A 15,294-nucleotide genomic window follows, 5' to 3' on the forward strand; every position below is an offset into this window, starting at 1 on the left:
CTTGCAAATGCAAGGCTTAGTTTATTTATACTTTACAAAAAGTTACAGCTCGCCGGGTGCAAAGTTATCAACGGCTATTGCTTGTTTACGTAGCTCATTGGCTTGATTCATGCGCTCTGCAACGGTTTCGTTAATCAAGTTTTTCTCTGCCGCTGCGGCAATTGCGCCCTCAAGTTCAAGATTTTTGGCAATAGTGCCTTCTTTTTGCCATTTACGAAGCTGCTTAAAGTCTTCATGAGTATCAATCATGGCTAAAAAGGCATTTTCCATTACACCAGTCCCTGCATTTTCATCGACATAACAAAGGTGGGTTAATCTATCTCTAAAGACTCCTGGTTTGCTCATGTGTTCACACATAGTTTGAGCTAATTCATCGCTTGGACGGTGGTAATGATTACCAAGTGGGAACACAATACGTTTTAGTAAAAAATTAACCACAGGATTAGAGAAGTTTTTAAAGAAGCCGTCGAATGCCTGACCAATGCAGAATAACGAGTGCTCAACAGCATATTGCACAAATGGCAGGTCAGCTTGCTGGCGTCCTTCATCTTCATAACGTTTCAGTACACATGAAGCAAGATATAAGTGGCTAAGCACATCACCTAAACGCGCCGAAATCATCTCTTTGCGTTTTAACTCACCACCTAATACTAGCATCGCAACATCAGTACAAAATGCTAAACCACGACTCATGCGGCTTAACTGTTTGTAGTAAACAGTAGTTGCGCCACATACAGGGGCTTTAGCAAAGTAACTGCGTGTTAAACCGTGCACAAATGCCATACCTGCATTACTGCCAGCAAATAAAATATGTTGCAGTAGTAATGAATCAAATTCTTTTAAGGCAACATCATGGTCTTCCATTGCTGCTGCTTCCATTTCTTTTAAAACAAACGGATGACAGCGAGTGGCACCTTGACCAAAGATCATCAAATTACGAGTAAGAATATTTGCACCTTCAACGGTAATCGATACCGGGATCCCCATATAGCCATGAGCTAGATAGTTATTCGGCCCGACTTGAATACCTTTACCCGAATGAATGTCCATAGCGTCATTCATTACTGTACGACCCATTTCAGTCATATGGTACTTAGCTATAGCGGTAACCACAGACGGACTCAATTTTAAGTCAATCGCCCCTGCGGTCATTAGCCTTGCTGATTCTAAGGTGTAAGTTAATCCGCCAATACGTGCCAATGCCTCTTGGACACCCTCAAATTGGCCAATCGACACACCAAATTGTTGGCGAACGGTTGCATAGGCTGATGTCATTCTTGAAGCCAAGTGGCCAGTGGCTGTACTAAGTGCCGGTAACGAAATACCGCGGCCCGCACTTAAACATTCAACTAACATACGCCAGCCTCGACCAGCGCCCTTTTCACCACCGATGATCCAATCAAGCGGAATAAACACATCTTTACCGTATGTTGTGCCATTCATAAATGCCATGTTTAACGGATAATGACGCTCACCTGTTTGTACACCTTCGTGATCAGTTGGAATAAGCGCACACGTAATGCCAAGCTCTTTTTTATCTCCTAATAAGCCCTCAGGATCGTACATTTTAAATGCAAGACCCAGCACTGTGGCAATTGGCGCAAGGGTGATATAACGTTTTGACCAGTTAAGTTTTAAACCAATCACTTCTTCACCATTATGCATGCCCTTACAAACTAAGCCTGTATCAGGAATACTGCCTGCATCAGACCCAGCCTCAGGGCCCGTTAATGCAAAACAAGGCACATCATCACCCTTAGCCAGGCTTGGCAACCAACGCTCTTGTTGCTCGGTAGTACCATAATGAAGGAGTAATTCACCTGGACCTAAACTATTGGGCACCATTACGGTGACCGCAGCGGTTAAGCTCTTAGTGGCAATTTTCGATACGATGGTTGAATTTGCAATCGCCGAAAACTCGCGACCACCAAATTTTTCAGGAATGATTAACGCAAAAAATCCTTCTTTTTTTAGGTAGTCCCACACTTCTTTTGGTAGGTCTTTATCTTTTTGCACGATTTGATAATCATCAAGCATGGCTAACAAGGTTTCGACTTGCTCGCCCATAAATGCGCGTTCTTTTTCGCTGAGTTCAGGTTTAGGAAAACGATGCAGTTTTTGCCAATCAGGGTTACCACTGAATAGTTCACCATCCCACCAAACATCACCTGCTTCCATAGCTTCACGTTCTGTTTGCGATAACGGCGGCAAAACTTTTTTAAACATACTAAACGTAGGTCGTGTGACAAGATTGAGGCGAATGTCTTTCACCGCAAAAATTACAATCACAGCAACCAGTAACAGAATGATTACGGTCGTCATTGTGCAATCCTTTTATTTTAATTAATTGCTTCAAGTATGACTGATCGTGCCATAAATACAACGTAAGCAGCTCTTACTTAGGTTGTTTTCAACTAGGGCGTGTTGATCTTTGTGGTATGAAAAACAAACAGCATGAAGATAAGGTATAATTGAATTCGCCAGAAAACTTTACACCGAACCTACATGCCAAGATTAATGCTAACAGACGGGACATGGAATGTCTTATCAAAAGTAATGTACTTAAGTGGTCGAATTTATAATAAGCCCGACCATAGAAAAACGCTCGAAGGCATACTGTATAAGATGCGCACAGGTATTCCATGGCGAGATTTACCTTCTGATTTTGGCCGTTGGAGTGCTATCTACAGACGGTTTAATTTATGGTCCAAAAAAGGGATTTTGAATGAACTGTTTCGCGCATTATCTCGTGATGCGGACATGGATTGGGTCTTCATTGATGGCAGTATTGTCAGGGCTCATCAACATAGTTGCGGTGCAAGAACTGCTGACAATGAATCAATTGGAAAGAGCCGAGGTGGAAATTCTACGAAAATTCATCTTGCAGTCGATAGCGGAGGGTTGCCTGTTTATTATGAATTATCCTGTGGAAATACGCATGATATCGTCCATGCAGAGTCACTCGTAGCTAATTGCCCAACAAGTAATATGGTTGTCGCAGATAAAGGCTACGACAGTGAAAAACTGAGAGCGTTTGTTCGTGATAATAACGCTACACCCGTTATTCCACGTAAGGGCAACAGTTTAGTAGGCAATGAAGATATTGACTGGTGCATGTATAAATATCGGCACTTGGTTGAGAATGCATTTGGCCGTATTAAGCAATATAGAGGGATAGCCACGCGGTATGAAAAGCTTGAACGAAATTATCATTCAATGCTCGCTTTAGCATTTACTATGATGTGGCTACCAATGTGGGCTGATTGATATATGTACTACAAAGATCAACAGCCCCTAGGCAGTTTGTTGTTTACTAAGACACTGCTATTATGCATGGGCAATAAATAACAATAAACTTCTAGGGAACGTTATGAAAAAGACTCCATTTAAGCTCAGCATCAGCGCGCTTATGGTCGCAAGTGCACTAGCACTTACTGGTTGTAATGATGACACTGCGAGCAATAAAACAACGACTGCTGAAGTCAAAACAAGCCAAGTTACCGCACAAGATGCCGATAAATTTATCGCCGCTACTGAAAAAGAATTAAGCGCGCTTTATTTAGAAGCAAGCCGTGCTGAATGGATTTATGCCAACTTCATTACCCATGATACTGCGGAACTATCTGCTGAAGTAAATCGCAAGATGACCGAAGCCGTTGTTCGCCTTGCTAATGAAGCTGCAAAATTCGATAGTTTAGAGCTAGATTACGATGCGCGTCGTAAACTCGATAAACTTAAACTAGCGCTTACCTTACCTGCACCACAAGATGCTGAAAAAACAGCTAAGCTCTCACAATTAGTGGCTGAGCTAGGGGGTATTTATGGTAAAGGTAAATACTGTAAAGAAGATGGTAGCTGTTTAAGCCTTGGCGACATGACCGCAAAAATGGCATCGAGCCGTGATTACAATGAATTGCTTGATTTATGGCAAGGTTGGCGTCAAGTTTCAAAACCTATGCGCCCGCTTTATGAGCAACAAGTTGCCCTCACCAATGAAGGTGCAAAAGAGCTAGGTTATGCAGATACAGGTGCTATGTGGCGTAGTAAATACGACATGCCAGCCGATGATTTTGCAAAAGAACTCGACCGTATTTGGGGCCAAGTTAAACCGCTTTATGATTCATTACATTGTCATGTTCGTGCCAAGCTAGGTGAAAAATATGGCGAAGATAAAGTACCACAAGACCAGCCTATCCCCGCACACCTACTAGGAAATATGTGGGCACAAACGTGGGGTAACATTTACGATGTTGTTGCACCAGAAAATGCCGATCCTGGTTATGACGTAACAGAACTATTAGCTGAGCACGATTACGACGAACTTAAAATGGTACGTGGCGCTGAGAAGTTCTTCACCTCAATGGGTTTTGCGCCATTGCCAGATACCTTCTATGAGCGCTCACTATTCACTAAACCTCAAGATCGTGACGTACAGTGCCATGCGTCAGCTTGGAATATTGATAGCAAAGACGACCTACGTATTAAGATGTGTATTCAACGCACAGGTGAAGAATTCTCTGTTATTCACCATGAGTTAGGCCATAACTTCTATCAACGCGCGTACAACACGCAGCCTATTTATTATCAAGAAAGTGCGAACGATGGTTTCCACGAAGCGATTGGTGACACCATTGCTCTTTCTGTAACGCCAGGTTATTTAAAAGAAATTGGTTTATTAGACGAAGTACCTGATGAATCTAAAGATATTGGCCTATTAATGAAAATGGCATTAGACAAAGTAGCATTTATTCCATTTGGTTTATTAGTAGACCAATGGCGCTGGAAAGTTTTCTCAGGTGAAGTAACACCTGAGAACTACAACAAAGCGTGGTGGGAATTACGTGAAAAATACCAAGGTGTACAAGCGCCTATCGCACGTAGCGAAGCAGACTTCGATCCAGGTGCTAAGTATCATGTACCAGGCAACACGCCTTACACACGTTATTTCCTAGCGCACATTTTACAATTCGACTTCCACAGAAGTTTATGTGAAATTGCCGGTAACGAAGAAGCGATTCACCGTTGTTCTGTATACAACTCAGCTGAGGCAGGTGAAAAACTAAATGCTATGTTAGAAATGGGCTCAAGCCGCCCATGGCAAGAAGCTCTTGCTACTATCACTGGTAAAGAAGAAATGGATGCAACAGCAATCTTAGATTACTTTGCACCGTTACAAAAATACCTTGATGAGCAAAATGAAGGCCGCCAGTGCGGTTGGTAATGATAAAAACGAAAAAGCCCGCATAATGCGGGCTTTTTTATATCATCAAATTAATGATTAAAACTGTAAGCTTACGTTTGCAAAGTATGCATCGTAGTCTGAGTCATCCCAGTTGTTTGCATAACCTGCTTTTAAACCAATGTTTTTGTTAAAGAAGTGCTGTGCACCAAAGCTGTAGTCATCTTCTTTATTAAACGTTACAAATGCTGACGTTGCTTTAGAGAAGTAGTAGTTAGAACCTAGTTCCCAAGAGCTACCGCTATCGTCTGTATCTGAGATTGTACCTTCAATTGTTAGGTAGTTACCTTGTTGAAGATCCATGAAGTATTTTGCATTTACTGCACGGTAATCAAACTCATCGTCTGCTGTGAATGTGAAACCTAAGTAATCAGTGCTGTTGAGCTGGTGATTGTATTTAAGGTCGAACATTACAGTGTTATCACCGTCTTCTACGTCGATAAATGTCGCTTTAAGAAGAAGGTTAGGATTAAAGAAGTAACCTGCAGACACATTGAATAAATCAGTATCTGAACCGTAATCGTAGTTGCTGTAACCCGCACCAAATACAAAATCTTGTACGAAGTATTCACCACCGATGTTAGTTACATCACCAAAGTCATCATCTGCGTACGAACCAAACACGTTGGTTGTTCTGTTGATGTATTCAAACTGGTCGTATGGACCCATTGTTTTCTTTGGCGCGAAGTAATACGTTGAATCAACACTTACTGTGTCGTTGCCATCGGTGTCCATGTATCCTAAATGGCTGATTGATTGGTAACTATCCGCAGCAGTCGCGGCAGTTGACAGAAGCATACTCGAAATAATAACTGCTAACTTTTTCATAAACAGATTTCCCTATTAACATTGTTTCATTGCTGTTGAAAACTAGCCTGATGGCTAAGTTGGGCACATGCTAACGTGAGAAAACTGAATGGAAACTTAACTAAGCATTTGTTTTTACTTGATTAATTGTAATAAAGTGTCGGCAAATGTAAAGAAAAAGTTGGCCGAAACTTGCGTCTCTAAACCAACTTTTAGTGAAAAAATAAAGCTTGTCAGTACCTTATAAAGCAAACTCGCTTATAATTCTATAAACCTCATTAATGTTATCTCCTGCTTTAAAGTCTTTACTGATTGGCGTTGGATCTGAACCAACCCAAATTTTTAGTTCAGCATCAAGGTCAAAATGCCCAGCACTCTCTTTACTAAACTTAGTAATTTTTGAGTAAGCAATACTCAGCATTTCAACTTTAGAACCAGTAACGCCTTGTTTATCAATAATAATTAATCTTTTATTGGTAAAGATGAACATATCACGAATGACTTTATAGGCTTTTTGTACTGTTTCACCATCAATCAGGGTATTAGCAAGCAGCTCTTCTAAATCATCGTTATCGACTTCACTTGCGTTACCCATTAATCCACTTAATAGACCCATAACTAGCTCTCCTTATGAAAAATTTGGTTTTCGAGTGTGTGACCATTCACCAGTTGACGATACTGCCAACCTTGTTGATAACAAAAGTGTAGAAGATTGATATCAAAAGGCTCAGCGGTTTTTTCAAACTCGATCACATATTCTTTTGCTTGGCTCATATAAACATGATGTACATGGGCAAGGCCAGCAAGCTTTGCTTCTACATCATCATATTGTTGATTTAACTGCAGCGTAATAAAGTGTTTATTATCCTGCGTGCTAGAACGGGCTTGATGCTCACTTAACACCCCTTTATCGAGGTGTAAAACCTGAGAGCATAAACGCTCAAGCTCAGTTAAGTCATGGGAGCTTAAAATAAATGTTGCTTCGTTACTTAAAGAACTTACCAGCTCCCTTACCTCACGAGCATGAATTGGATCAAGGCCTGCAGTTGCTTCATCAAGCATCACTATTTCAGGTGAACCAATTAATGCCTGTGCAATCGTCACTCGCTTACGCATACCATGAGAAAGGTCATCCGGTCGCTGCTTAGCCACTTCTGACAAACCAACGAGCTCTAAAACACGAGCCGTTTCTTTTTTACGAACCGCACCACTGAGCCCTTGTAATTGACCATAAAAGTTAAGTTGAAGCGCAATACTAAAACGAGGATCAAGCTGGGCATCTTGCGGTAACGCGGTTAGCTTACCGAATAACGCCGCATTACCTGGGGTATGCCCCATTACCGATAGCTTTCCTGAGCTTGGTAAAATATAGCCACATAACAAACTGAATAACGTTGTTTTACCCGCACCATTAGGACCAACTAGCGCTACCGGTGCCCCTTTGTTTATCTCAAAGCTGACGTTATCGAGCGCTCGTTTAGCCCCGTAGTTTTTTGACAAGCCTTGTGCTTGAATTAAAACGGTCATAATGAGCTCCTCGCAAAAATTCGTTCACCAGCAACCAGTAGCACAGCCGTTTGTAAAACTGGTAAACCAAGTGCCAATGTGACACCAGCACGCTGACCTGCCATTAAATCAAGTTGATAGCCCGGAAATATGTAATTTAAAACCTCAAATGCAGGCCATTGCCATGTTAGTAAGCCAATCACAATATTACCGCCAGCAAAGAACAAAATAGCCAATACAAATGCAAGGCGCGATGAACGGGCAAATGTATTCAAAAAGCTCATCAACGCAATAAATGGCATAACCGCAACAAGCAAATAAAATAACAACATAAAGCTTCGCGATAAGCCTGAAAGCAGCAAACTTGGCTCACGATAGCCAAGCATTGCAACCGTTGCCAACAAGGTAACAAACAACAATGCAGCTAAAATGAGTAGCTGCCCTAAAAAGCGGCCAATAATAATTTCTGAACGAGTCGCTCTAAGTGATAAAAAGCGTAACGTACCTCGCTGTCTATCGCCCACTGTTTGGTCACTACATAAAAACAAACAGAAGCTTGGGAAACTAAATAAAGCAATCAGCCAATAAACAGCAAGTTCAGATTCAGGCCAATCAAGTAATTTACTGATGCCAATGGCGCCAAATGCTTGTCTTGCAAAGTCGGCAAAATCAGGTGAGCTAATCAAGGTCACAGACTGGGCAATGGGATAGCGTAAAATAAGTAGCCAACAAATGGCAAAAGCGGCAACCGCCAACAAACCACGTTTGGTTAGAAATAGTCGTACTAGCTCAAATTGGGCAATTTGTGCAAGACGTTTAGGATGTAACTGCGTCACTCATAATCCTTAATGAATTTTATTATTAGAATTACACTAAGTTGAAACAGCTTGAATTACCAGAAAAAAAAGACCCGACAAGCGGGTCTTATGTAACAAAGTATAAACTTTTAACCTAGAGGTGGCTTTCGTACACTGCAAGCGCTTGGTCAAGGTCGGCTAGTAAATCAGCCACATCTTCAAGACCAATGTGTAGCCTTATTACCGGACCTTGCGACCAACCTGTTTCAGAGCGAAGCCCTTTCATGCTCAGGTTTGCTGTGACTAAACTCTCATAACCACCCCAAGAAAAGCCCATTTTAAAATGGTGCAAGCTATCTAAAAACGCATCAATCGCTTGTTGATTTCCCTGCTTCATTACAAATGAAAATAAGCCGTTACTGCCATCAAAGTCTCGCTTAAAGAACTCATGACCCGGGCACGTTGCAAAAGCAGGATGGCGAATATGATCAACCAATGGGTGTGTTTCAAGCCATTTAGCTACTTCGATGGCGGCTTGTTCATGCTGTTTTAAACGCACAGCCATAGTACGCAGACCACGTAGCGCTAAATAAGCATCATCAGCAGAGGTACATTGCCCAAGTAGGTATGAATTTTCGCGAAGGGTTGGCCAATACTTTTTATTGGCAACCGCCACCCCCATCATCACATCTGAGTGACCAACGATATATTTTGTCGCTGCTTGAATACTAATATCTACGCCATGCTCAAGCGGTCTAAAATGCAGACCATTCCCCCAGGTGTTATCTAGCATGGTCATTACACCGCGCTCATTTGCCTTTGCAACCATGGCTGGCACATCTTGCACTTCCATGGTGATTGAGCCAGGTGATTCTAAAAACAATACGCGAGTTTTATCTTTAATAAGCTCACTAATCCCTGCACCAATTCCCGGCGGGTAATAAGTTGTTTCAATTCCTAATCCAGCCAGTATTTTGTCGCAAAAATCACGGGTCGGCTCGTAAGCGGTATCCACCATTAAAATATGATCGCCCGCTTTCACAAACGAGAGTAGCGCATTGCTTATTGCAGCCGCACCTGATGGATATAGCGCACAGCCTTCGCCACCTTCAAGTTCAGCAATGGCTTCTTGCAAAGCAAAGTGTGTCGTCGTACCGCGACGGCCATAAAATAACGTTTTGTCGCCTCGCTTCTTCGCCGCTGCTTTTAAATCAGCCACTGAATCGAATACTACCGTTGATGCACGTTGCACCACAGGGTTCACAACCCCTTGTGTGTACGCTTTTTTACGCCCTGCAGAGACGATTTGGGTATTTTTATTTGTCTTTGTCATAATTTGTCCAAGCTGTGCTTTACAGGTTGCGCCAGTGCTCAACCAAAAATCGAGAAATAGAATCTTGTCGGGTTAGTTTAAGATGACTGCCCTGCTCATGCCATTGGCCGAATTCATTAAGTTCAGCACGGCTAAACCATCTTGCATCGTCTAACTCGTCTTTATCTACCTGAATATCTTCTGAAACCGCTGTGGCCATAAAGCCAAACATAATTGATGATGGAAATGGCCAAGGCTGTGAAGCGATATATTGAATATCTGTCACCGCAACACCGGCTTCTTCCATAACTTCGCGGGCAACGGCCTGCTCTAGTGTTTCACCTGGGTCTACAAAACCAGCAAGAGTTGAAAAAACACCTTCAGGCCAGCTTGCTTGACGGCCTAACAAGCAGCGCTCAACCCCATCTGAAAAGGTTTTAGTAACTATCATAATCACCGCAGGATCGGTTCGCGGAAAGGTTTGATGCTGGCAAGTTTGGTTCTCACATAATCGTGAATGCCCAGCTTCAACCATATTATTTTCATGACCACAACGGCCACAAAACCGGTGCGTTGCGTGCCAAAAACACAAGCCCCTTGCCAGTGCGGCAATCGAACCTTGTTTTAACTCAACTTGTGGGCCTAACTTGCGAATATCTACAAATTCAGCGCCATTAAGCATAGGCTCAATAAGTGAGTCTGGAACATGGCTGACGTCTAAAGCAAAATGAGCCACATCATCGTCGTCTAAACCCAATAAAATGCTTTTTGATAAGTCGAGATGATCCACTTGAGATAAGCGTAAATAACACACTTCAGGACTGTCTTTAACAAATAAACTTTGATTGTTATTGACCAATAACCAGCGACTCTGAGAATTCATTTGAGCCTTTAACCACTTTGGATCTTTACGACGATTTGATGCACGATCCAATGGCATTTGAGAGTAATTCAGCATGGCATTCCTTGAAAATAGTTTACTCGCTAAAACTACCATAAGCGGATGATAAACCCAATTTATTACAGGCATAAAAAAAGCCCAAACTGGGCTTTTTTATTCTCTCTCACAATTTTACAAGGTCGCTAGGTGCGCTTGTAGTTTTTGGTTCTCAGCTTCAATATGCTGATAGAACTCTAAATCTTCTAATTGACTCGCTGCAGCTTTATCAATGATGATCACCGCATCTTTATGAAGTTGCAGAGCTGAAGCTGGGCATTTAGCCATTAACGGGCCTTCTACCATGGCATGAACGGCATCAGCTTTACTTGCACCGGTTGCTAAAAGCACTACTTTTTTGGCTTCTAAAATAGTGCCAATACCCATAGTGATTGATAAATGCGGTTGATACTCACCCTCAGCAAAAAATCGCGCATTGTCTTCAATTGTCGCTTTGGTCAGTGTTTTAACACGGGTGCGTGATGTCAAACCAGATGAAGGTTCGTTAAAGCCAATATGACCATTACGGCCAATACCAAGTAGTTGTACGTCAACACCACCAGCCGCTGTGATTTTTTGCTCATATTCATTACAAGCAACAAGCGGGTTTACTGCATCACCCGGCGGTACATGGGTGTTTTGTTTATCGATATCAACATGGTTAAATAGCTGTTCATTCATAAAGTAACGATAACTTTGTGGATGCTCGCCAGTTAAACCTAAGTATTCATCTAAGTTAAATGTTGTCGCTTGGCTAAACGAAATATCGCCAGCTTTATTTTTTTCGATCAGTTGTTGATACAAAGCAACAGGTGTTGACCCTGTGGCAAGACCAAGTACTGAGGCTGGTTTTTTTAGTAATTGTTTCGCAAAGATGTTGGCACCATACGCTGCAACTTGGGCTGCATCATCAAGAATCACTATTTGCATATCGATTAGCTCTAATTATAAGTTGGAAAAAAATGGGACCTAAAACCCAACCCCACGTGCAATCGAGCTGGGTTTTAGATCAAACCACTGCCAGGATACGATGCAGTAGCTATAACCATTATGACAACGCTGTCATTATCACTTCTAGTTTTATCTTTGTAAAGTAAAAGTGAATAAAAAATTACTCTTTTTGTTAGTGTCTAATAATTATTAAACACTAACAAAGATCTTACGGCGATACATCCAATGCAATACCAGCATTTGTACTGCTAATAATGCAATTACCGCCATCAGGGGTTGCCATGCCTCTGGCACAGCTCGAACCACCCCACCAAATACGCTTTGGCTGACATAGCCCCAATTCACAAGACTTGACGCTAAGTAAATAATAATAGAGTTTGCACCTATGATCACAAAAGGATACGCGGCGCGTTGCCCTGGCAGAATATCCACCAGTGCATAAAAAACGGCGAGCAATATGGCACTCCAGCCAACGGTTACAAGCACAAATGAGCTAGTCCAAAGCTCTTTATTTACTGGGAACTGTAAATCCCATAACCAACCTAAACACACACTTACCACACCTGCGGCGAACAATAAGGCGGTCATTTTCCACTCGCCAATTTGCTGAGCACGAGCCACTAGTTGACCTGCAAACACACCCATTAATGCATTAACTATCGCTGGGATATTCGACAATACACCTTCTGGGTCTACCACACGGTTTTGATAACTAATCCCCGGTAGTAAGTGTGCATCAAACCATGCATTCCAACTTCCTGCTGCTGAAAGGTCGCCAGCACTGCCACCCGGCACTGGAACAAAACAAAGTAGTAGCCAATAACCCACTAAAATAGCTGCTGCGGTAATAATTTGTGTTCGTAAACTGGTATGCCAAACCAACATTGCACAGAAGAACCATGCAATAGCGATGCGGCCAAGCACACTGGCATAGCGAATTTCATCCAACGCCATTGGCATCCCAGTGCCCCAGCCGTGGTTATACAAAATACCTAATAAACACAATAGTAAAAGACGTTTACCCGCCTTGCGGTAATACACTTTGCGCTCATCAAAGGGTAAATGGTCAATGCGTTTCGGGGCTAACCCCATCGCCACACCCGATAAGAATATAAACAATGGGAAAATCAGATCGTAAAATGTGAAGCCATGCCAAACGCTGTGCACGGTGTGTGCTTCAAAAACTTTCCAGCCAGTCCAGCCAGTTAAAACGAAGAGCGCTGCGAATAGTGACTGTCCGCCTAATATCCAAAACATATCCATGCCGCGCAGTGCATCCAGCGATGCCAAACGTTTTCTTGTTGGTTGTGTTGTTGTCATTGTATTACCTTAAATAGAAAAAGCCCCGCGATACAACGGCGGGGTTTTTACCAGGGAAGCTTGTTATAGCGCTTTTCCAGCAATAAAGGTGGCTTGTACATTTTGCTGTGCGTCTAACACCACAAAGTCAGCGTCAAACCCGCTCAGTAAGCGACCTTTTTTATGTAAACCTAAATATTGTGCAGGATAAAGTGATGCCATACGTAAGCTCTCAGCAAGGCTAACATCCAATGTGTTCACTGTGTTGCGCACCGCACTTGCCATATCAAGTACGCTGCCTGCTAATTCACCGGTCGTTGAATTTAATCTATCGCCAGTACGAATAACTTTACGACCATCAAAGAAATCAAACTCCATATCGTCAGTCCCTACAGGTGGCATAGCATCTGTGACTAACATAATTTTTCCGCGCTGTTTGCTACGAATTGCTAATTTTGCTGATGATGGGTGTACATGGTGACCATCAACAATTAAGCCGCACCAGCTGTTATCATCCCAAAATGCAGCACCTACAACACCCGGCTCTCGTGATGTAAATGCTGACATAGCATTAAATAAGTGGGTAAAACCATCAGCCCCTGCCGCAAGTGCTGCATTAGTGGTCGCAAAGTCTGCATTGGTGTGGCCAATTGATACTTTTACACCACACTCAACCAAGCGCGCGATATCATCAGCACTGACATTTTCAGGCGCTAGGGTTACCATTTTAATGCCTAGATCTTGGCGGGCATAAATCGCAAATTCTTGCTCTGTAATAGGGCGAATAAATTGCTCGCTGTGGGTGCCTTTTTTCCCTAATGAAAGGTGCGGCCCTTCAAAGTGCACACCCATTACGCCAGGAACACCTTCAGCAATTGCTTGTGCAGTGGCATCGGCCGCTTTTGCCATGACTTCGACTTTGTCGGTTATCAGCGTGGGCATAATCGCTGTTGAACCAAACTGACCATGAGCTTTGGCTATTCTATCTAAGCAATCTGGGGTTTGTTCAGCGTTAAAAAACGCTCCGCCACCGCCATTCACTTGCACATCAATCAAACCGGGTGCCACTAAACCTGTTAATGCAACGGCATTAGCATCTGCTTCAACAAACTTAAACACACCATTGTCGACGCTAAAATATACGTCAGATAAAAATTCGTCACCGGTAAACAATGAACTCGCATAATAAATCGTCATTACAAACTTACCTCTTGGTTTTGTTCAAGCACAGATTGCTGAGCAAAATACACAGCGCCCATTTCCGGTGGTTGAATAGGTGACTCAACGCGTTTCGCAATATCCTCTGCAAGCCACTTATTTAATGGCTCAGCTAAGCCACCAATCATAGATAAGCGTGGCGGGTTATTCTCTAATAAGCGCTGAGCTAATTTACTGACGTAATCAGCACCCTCTTTAACAATCGAAACCGCAACTTTGTCATTGTTATTGGCGGCTTCAAATACATAGCGGGCTAATTTGGCAAAACTACTCGAAGGCTGACCAGACATTTTTTCAACAATCGCCATCGCATTGTCAGCTGCAAAATGCTCGGTGATCACTTTAGTCAGATTTGTTACTTCACCTAGGCCATCAAGGTCTAACAAGGTCGCTTTTATTGCTTCAAGACCCATCCAGGCACCACTGCCTTTATCGCCTAGAGCAAAGCCATGACCGCCAAAGTTAGTTGTGCGACCATTTACACAAGAAAAACCACAAGAGCCAGTGCCTGTGATGATAACCGCACCATCACTCCCTTCATGGGCGCCGATACAGGCTGTATGTAAGTCAGTGGTGAGGAACATTTGTTTAAATGGATGCTCCCATTCCATAATCTTGTCGTACAAGCTTGGTAGGTTTACGCCTGCTAAACCTAAGCCGGCATAAAGCTGATGAACGGTTTCAAGCGGTAAACCCGCATCACGAAGTGCTAATTGTGTTGAGACCATAATTGATTCGAGAGTACGTTCCAAACCATGTAATGGATTTGCAGGACCACCTAGGCCAGTTCCTAATACACCTTGTTTAACAGAGTAGATAGTTGCTCGACATTTCGTTCCGCCACCATCGATACCAATAAACAATTGGTCCTCATTCACACTCTTCGCCATCATTTAACGACCCCTAGCCTTCGTTTAGTTTTTGTCTAAATCGCATTATTTTTCTTATCAGAATGCGAAATCATCTCAACCTTTGTTGATTTAATGTTACACAACAAATGACAGCGTTGTCATTATATTTTTTATAAAAATTCGTATAACTTTCATATTTATTTTTAATTTATTGAATTAAAACGCTTTATTTAACAGACAAGAAAATTAGAAACCACATCAACAATGTCCTATAACACCTTTATTTATGCTTCTTTGCATAATTTAGTGCGTTGTGCGTGACTATTCCTTTATTTATCATCAAGTGTAGCTAATGTTAGCTTAGCCGAAATAATACT

General features: G+C 42.4%; 13 protein-coding genes. 2 read left to right on the top strand and 11 right to left on the bottom strand.

The window, feature by feature from the left end:
- Nucleotides 1-42: 42 nt before the first annotated feature.
- Nucleotides 43-2,322 (bottom strand): acyl-CoA dehydrogenase, encoded by a 2,280-nt coding sequence (locus J8Z28_RS10795; protein ID WP_250659404.1) that lies wholly within the window; start codon nucleotides 2,320-2,322, stop codon nucleotides 43-45.
- A 183-nt stretch (nucleotides 2,323-2,505) separates the two neighbouring features.
- On the opposite strand from J8Z28_RS10795, the gene J8Z28_RS10800 reads away from it, so the two are divergent.
- Both J8Z28_RS10800 and J8Z28_RS10805 read left to right on the top strand, forming a co-directional pair.
- Nucleotides 2,506-3,267 (top strand): IS5 family transposase, encoded by a 762-nt coding sequence (locus tag J8Z28_RS10800; RefSeq protein ID WP_024600859.1) that lies wholly within the window; start codon nucleotides 2,506-2,508, stop codon nucleotides 3,265-3,267.
- A gap of 103 nt (nucleotides 3,268-3,370) precedes the next feature.
- A complete protein-coding gene (locus tag J8Z28_RS10805) occupies nucleotides 3,371-5,221 on the top strand; it encodes a M2 family metallopeptidase (protein WP_250659405.1) in 1,851 nt (616 codons plus the stop codon).
- Between the two features lie 57 nt (nucleotides 5,222-5,278).
- Here the strand turns inward: J8Z28_RS10805 and J8Z28_RS10810 are convergent, their stop codons facing one another.
- The 10 genes from J8Z28_RS10810 to nagK all read right to left on the bottom strand — a co-directional run bounded on the left by J8Z28_RS10810 (nucleotide 5,279) and on the right by nagK (nucleotide 14,959).
- On the bottom strand, nucleotides 5,279-6,067 hold the full coding sequence (locus tag J8Z28_RS10810) for a putative porin (protein ID WP_054561749.1): 789 nt from the start codon (nucleotides 6,065-6,067) through the stop codon (nucleotides 5,279-5,281).
- 220 nt (nucleotides 6,068-6,287) lie between these two features.
- Nucleotides 6,288-6,662, bottom strand: a complete 375-nt coding sequence (locus tag J8Z28_RS10815) for a PH domain-containing protein (RefSeq protein WP_054561750.1) — start codon at nucleotides 6,660-6,662, stop codon at nucleotides 6,288-6,290.
- 2 nt (nucleotides 6,663-6,664) lie between these two features.
- Nucleotides 6,665-7,573: an ABC transporter ATP-binding protein gene (locus J8Z28_RS10820; protein WP_250659406.1), complete on the bottom strand. Its 909-nt coding sequence runs from the start codon at nucleotides 7,571-7,573 to the stop codon at nucleotides 6,665-6,667.
- Entirely contained in the window at nucleotides 7,570-8,388 is an 819-nt protein-coding gene (locus J8Z28_RS10825; RefSeq protein ID WP_054561752.1) for an ABC transporter permease, read from the bottom strand. The genes J8Z28_RS10820 and J8Z28_RS10825 overlap by 4 nt, the downstream gene beginning before the upstream one ends.
- A 115-nt stretch (nucleotides 8,389-8,503) precedes the next feature.
- The gene (locus tag J8Z28_RS10830; RefSeq protein ID WP_250659407.1) at nucleotides 8,504-9,682 is read right to left on the bottom strand and encodes a cystathionine beta-lyase; all 1,179 of its coding nucleotides are present in this window, start codon (nucleotides 9,680-9,682) and stop codon (nucleotides 8,504-8,506) included.
- A gap of 19 nt (nucleotides 9,683-9,701) precedes the next feature.
- Nucleotides 9,702-10,619 carry an NAD(+) diphosphatase gene (gene nudC / locus J8Z28_RS10835; RefSeq protein WP_055196839.1) on the bottom strand — a complete coding sequence of 306 codons (918 nt, stop codon included), beginning with the start codon at nucleotides 10,617-10,619 and terminating at the stop codon, nucleotides 9,702-9,704.
- Between the two features lie 114 nt (nucleotides 10,620-10,733).
- Nucleotides 10,734-11,528, bottom strand: coding sequence for a glucosamine-6-phosphate deaminase (nagB, locus tag J8Z28_RS10840; RefSeq protein WP_054561755.1), 795 nt, complete (start codon nucleotides 11,526-11,528; stop codon nucleotides 10,734-10,736).
- Between the two features lie 210 nt (nucleotides 11,529-11,738).
- Nucleotides 11,739-12,869 (bottom strand): transmembrane glucosamine N-acetyltransferase NagX, encoded by a 1,131-nt coding sequence (nagX, locus tag J8Z28_RS10845; protein ID WP_054561756.1) that lies wholly within the window; start codon nucleotides 12,867-12,869, stop codon nucleotides 11,739-11,741.
- Between the two features lie 63 nt (nucleotides 12,870-12,932).
- Nucleotides 12,933-14,045 (bottom strand): N-acetylglucosamine-6-phosphate deacetylase, encoded by a 1,113-nt coding sequence (nagA, locus tag J8Z28_RS10850; RefSeq protein WP_250659408.1) that lies wholly within the window; start codon nucleotides 14,043-14,045, stop codon nucleotides 12,933-12,935.
- The gene (gene nagK, locus J8Z28_RS10855; RefSeq protein WP_054561758.1) at nucleotides 14,045-14,959 is read right to left on the bottom strand and encodes an N-acetylglucosamine kinase; all 915 of its coding nucleotides are present in this window, start codon (nucleotides 14,957-14,959) and stop codon (nucleotides 14,045-14,047) included. The genes nagA and nagK overlap by 1 nt, the downstream gene beginning before the upstream one ends.
- Between the last annotated feature and the right edge of the window lie 335 nt (nucleotides 14,960-15,294).

The organism is Pseudoalteromonas sp. SCSIO 43088, from assembly GCF_023650795.1.
Lineage (GTDB): Bacteria > Pseudomonadota > Gammaproteobacteria > Enterobacterales > Alteromonadaceae > Pseudoalteromonas > Pseudoalteromonas shioyasakiensis.

Excerpts from the sequence above, each read along its gene's own strand:
- J8Z28_RS10795 (WP_250659404.1), bottom strand. The coding sequence starts at position 2,322 with ATGACGACCGTAATCATTCTGTTACTGGTTGCTGTGATTGTAATTTTT.
- J8Z28_RS10800 (WP_024600859.1), top strand. The coding sequence starts at position 2,506 with ATGCCAAGATTAATGCTAACAGACGGGACATGGAATGTCTTATCAAAA.
- J8Z28_RS10805 (WP_250659405.1), top strand. The coding sequence starts at position 3,371 with ATGAAAAAGACTCCATTTAAGCTCAGCATCAGCGCGCTTATGGTCGCA.
- J8Z28_RS10810 (WP_054561749.1), bottom strand. The coding sequence starts at position 6,067 with ATGAAAAAGTTAGCAGTTATTATTTCGAGTATGCTTCTGTCAACTGCC.
- J8Z28_RS10815 (WP_054561750.1), bottom strand. The coding sequence starts at position 6,662 with ATGGGTCTATTAAGTGGATTAATGGGTAACGCAAGTGAAGTCGATAAC.
- J8Z28_RS10820 (WP_250659406.1), bottom strand. The coding sequence starts at position 7,573 with ATGACCGTTTTAATTCAAGCACAAGGCTTGTCAAAAAACTACGGGGCT.
- J8Z28_RS10830 (WP_250659407.1), bottom strand. The coding sequence starts at position 9,682 with ATGACAAAGACAAATAAAAATACCCAAATCGTCTCTGCAGGGCGTAAA.
- nudC (WP_055196839.1), bottom strand. The coding sequence starts at position 10,619 with ATGCTGAATTACTCTCAAATGCCATTGGATCGTGCATCAAATCGTCGT.
- nagB (WP_054561755.1), bottom strand. The coding sequence starts at position 11,528 with ATGCAAATAGTGATTCTTGATGATGCAGCCCAAGTTGCAGCGTATGGT.
- nagX (WP_054561756.1), bottom strand. The coding sequence starts at position 12,869 with ATGACAACAACACAACCAACAAGAAAACGTTTGGCATCGCTGGATGCA.
- nagA (WP_250659408.1), bottom strand. The coding sequence starts at position 14,045 with ATGACGATTTATTATGCGAGTTCATTGTTTACCGGTGACGAATTTTTA.
- nagK (WP_054561758.1), bottom strand. The coding sequence starts at position 14,959 with ATGATGGCGAAGAGTGTGAATGAGGACCAATTGTTTATTGGTATCGAT.